Genomic DNA, 2,655 nt, shown 5'->3' on the forward strand with positions numbered 1-2,655 from the left:
AAAAAACACCCGTTCGCCCTGAGCCTGTCGAAGGGCTCGTGCAAGGTCTGAGGTGAAGGCTTCGACAAGCTCTGCCCGAACGGATCTCAAGACTTCACTGGGCCGGATCCACAGGGCCTGTTCACACGATTTCCCCATCCGTGTCGGTGTGCGCCTGCACCAAGGCGGCGTGCAGGGCTGCGGCGGCGCGCGAAGCCTGTGGCGAGCGGCGCACGATGCAGACGAACTGGCAGCTGTAGTGGAAGGTGTCGGGCCGTATCGCCTGCATGCGGCCGCGCCGCTCGAAAGCCTCGGCGTAGTGGTCGGGCAGAAAGCCAATGAAACGGCCCGACAGAATCAGCGTGGCGATGGCCTCCTGGTCGAAGCCCGTGGCTTTGCGCGGCAACTGCGCCTTGTGGCTCAGCTCCATGTTGGGCGAGTGGTAGCCCAGCCCGGCCAGCGGATGCTGGCGCAAACCCTCCCAGGTGAGCTGGGCATGGTCTTGGCCAAACAAGGGGTGCTGCTGGCCGCAGTACAGCCGCATGTTTTCGTCGAACAGGTTGTTGTAGCGCAGGCTTTCAGAAGGCCGGTGCGCCGGTATCACGCCGATCTGGTAACGCCCGTCGATCACGCCACGCTCGATGTCGGTGATGGACGACACGTGCACCTGCAGGTGCACCTCGGGCGCCAGCGTGGTGAAGCGCGCAAGCGCCTCGCCGATGCGGGCCTTGGGGTTGCTCGCGGTCTTTTCGAACACCGCGATGTGCAACTGGCCCCCCATGCGGGCGTGGATATCGTCCACACCGCTGCGAAAACCGTCCACCGCCGCCAGCAGGCGCAGCGTCTCTTCGTACACCCGCTGGCCTTCGGGTGTCACCGCAAACCCGGCGCGGCCGCGTCGGCACAGCACCAGGCTCAGGCGGGTCTCCAGGTCTTTCACATGGCGGCTGATGGTGGAGGTGCCGATGTTGAGCTCCAGCTCGGCGGCCGACATGCCGCCACAGTCCACCACCGCCTTGAACACCTGCAGCAGGCGCAAGTCCATGTCGCTGACCTGCCCGATGATGGCCTTTTGCTTTGGTTTCATGAATGCTCAAGTGAATGGTGATAACTTGTCATTTTCGGTGGTTCCAGCAACTGCCACCATAGTCGGCTTGTCGGTCCCACCGTCCAGGAGAAATCCCCCATGCCCGTGCTCGAAGCCACCACCGCCCCCGCCACCGTGCGCCCCACCTCCACACCCACACCCGCCGCAGAGGCGCCACAGCCCCGCACCACGGTCAACACCGCTGCGGCCATGCGCCAGCCCGGCGCGCTGGACGCGCACTGGATGCCGTTCACCGGCAACCGCGATTTCAAGGCCCGCCCGCGCCTGATGGTGAGCGCCCAGGGCAGCTATTTCACCGACGCCGACGGCCGGCAGATTTTTGACGGCCTCTCGGGCCTGTGGTGCACCGGCCTGGGCCATGCGCGCGCCGAGATCGTGCAGGCGGTGCAGCGCCAGGTGGCCGAGCTGGATTACTCACCGGCCTTCAACTTCGGCCACCCGCTGTCGTTCGAGCTGGCCAACCGCATCGTCGAGCGCATGCCCGCCGGGCTGGACCGCGTGTTCTTCACCGGCTCGGGCTCCGAGTCGGCCGACACCTCTTTGAAAATGGCGCGGGCCTATTGGCGCGCCAAGGGGCAGGCCAGCAAAACGCGCCTGATCGGGCGCCAGAAGGGTTACCACGGCGTGAACTTTGGCGGCATCTCGGTGGGCGGCATCGTGGGCAACCGCAAGACCTTCGGCCAGGGCATTGAAGCCGACCACCTGCCGCACACCCAACCGCCCATGGGCAGCTTTTACCGGGGCATGCCCGAAACCGGCGCCGAGCTGGCCGACGACTTGCTTGCCCTGATCGCCTTGCACGACGCCTCCAACATCGCCGCCGTCATCGTCGAACCCTTCAGCGGGTCGGCCGGCGTGGTGATCCCGCCCAAGGGCTATTTGCAGCGCCTGCGCGAGATCTGCACCCAGAACAACATCTTGCTGATCTTTGACGAGGTCATCACCGGCTTTGGCCGCACCGGCAGCTGGACCGGCGCCGAGGCCTTTGGCGTCACGCCCGACATCCTCAACATCGCCAAACAGGTCACCAACGGCGTGCAGCCGCTGGGCGCGGTGGTCGCCAGACGCGACATCCACGACACCTTCATGGACGCCGGCGGCCCCGACTACATGCTGGAGTTCCCGCACGGCTACACCTATTCGGCGCACCCCGTGGCCTGCGCGGCCGGGGTCGCCTCGCTCGACCTGCTGGCCAGCGACAACGCCTTGCAACGCGTGCGCGAACTGAGCCCCCATTTCGAGCGCGCGGTGCACGGCCTGCAAGGCGCCAAACACGTGGCCGACATCCGCAACTTCGGCCTCGCCGCCGGCATCAGCATCGCGCCCGTGCCGGGCGAACCCGCCAAGCGGCCCTACGACATCGCCATGGCGATGTTCCAGAAAGGCTTTTACGTGCGCAACGGCGGCGACACTGTCCAGCTGGCGCCCCCCTTCATCAGCACACCGCAAGAGATCGACCGGCTGGTTGATGCGCTGGGCGAGACGCTGCAGCAGACGGCGTGATTCGCTGCGCAGAACCGGCTTGGGGCTGCAAGCCGGTTCTGTAGAGGTCCACGTCCTATCGACGG

At 66.2% G+C, this 2,655-nt stretch carries 2 protein-coding genes; one reads left to right on the forward strand and one right to left on the reverse strand.

Annotated elements, in window-relative coordinates; all coding sequences use genetic code 11:
• Window positions 1–121: 121 nt before the first annotated feature.
• Window positions 122–1,066: a LysR family transcriptional regulator gene (locus ABYB95_RS21015; protein ID WP_372661485.1), complete on the reverse strand. Its 945-nt coding sequence runs from the start codon at window positions 1,064–1,066 to the stop codon at window positions 122–124.
• A 99-nt stretch (window positions 1,067–1,165) separates the two neighbouring features.
• Here ABYB95_RS21015 and ABYB95_RS21020 point away from each other — a divergent pair, with 99 nt between their 5' ends.
• Complete coding sequence (locus tag ABYB95_RS21020) at window positions 1,166–2,590, forward strand: aspartate aminotransferase family protein (protein ID WP_372661489.1); 1,425 nt, start codon at window positions 1,166–1,168, stop codon at window positions 2,588–2,590.
• The last annotated feature ends 65 nt before the right edge of the window (window positions 2,591–2,655 follow it).

It is taken from the genome of Hydrogenophaga sp., from assembly GCF_041633695.1.
In the GTDB taxonomy this organism is placed as follows: Bacteria; Pseudomonadota; Gammaproteobacteria; order Burkholderiales; family Burkholderiaceae_C; genus Hydrogenophaga.

Coding starts and splice junctions, on each gene's coding strand:
- ABYB95_RS21015 (WP_372661485.1), bottom strand. CDS start 1,066: ATGAAACCAAAGCAAAAGGCCATCATCGGGCAGGTCAGCGACATGGAC.
- ABYB95_RS21020 (WP_372661489.1), top strand. CDS start 1,166: ATGCCCGTGCTCGAAGCCACCACCGCCCCCGCCACCGTGCGCCCCACC.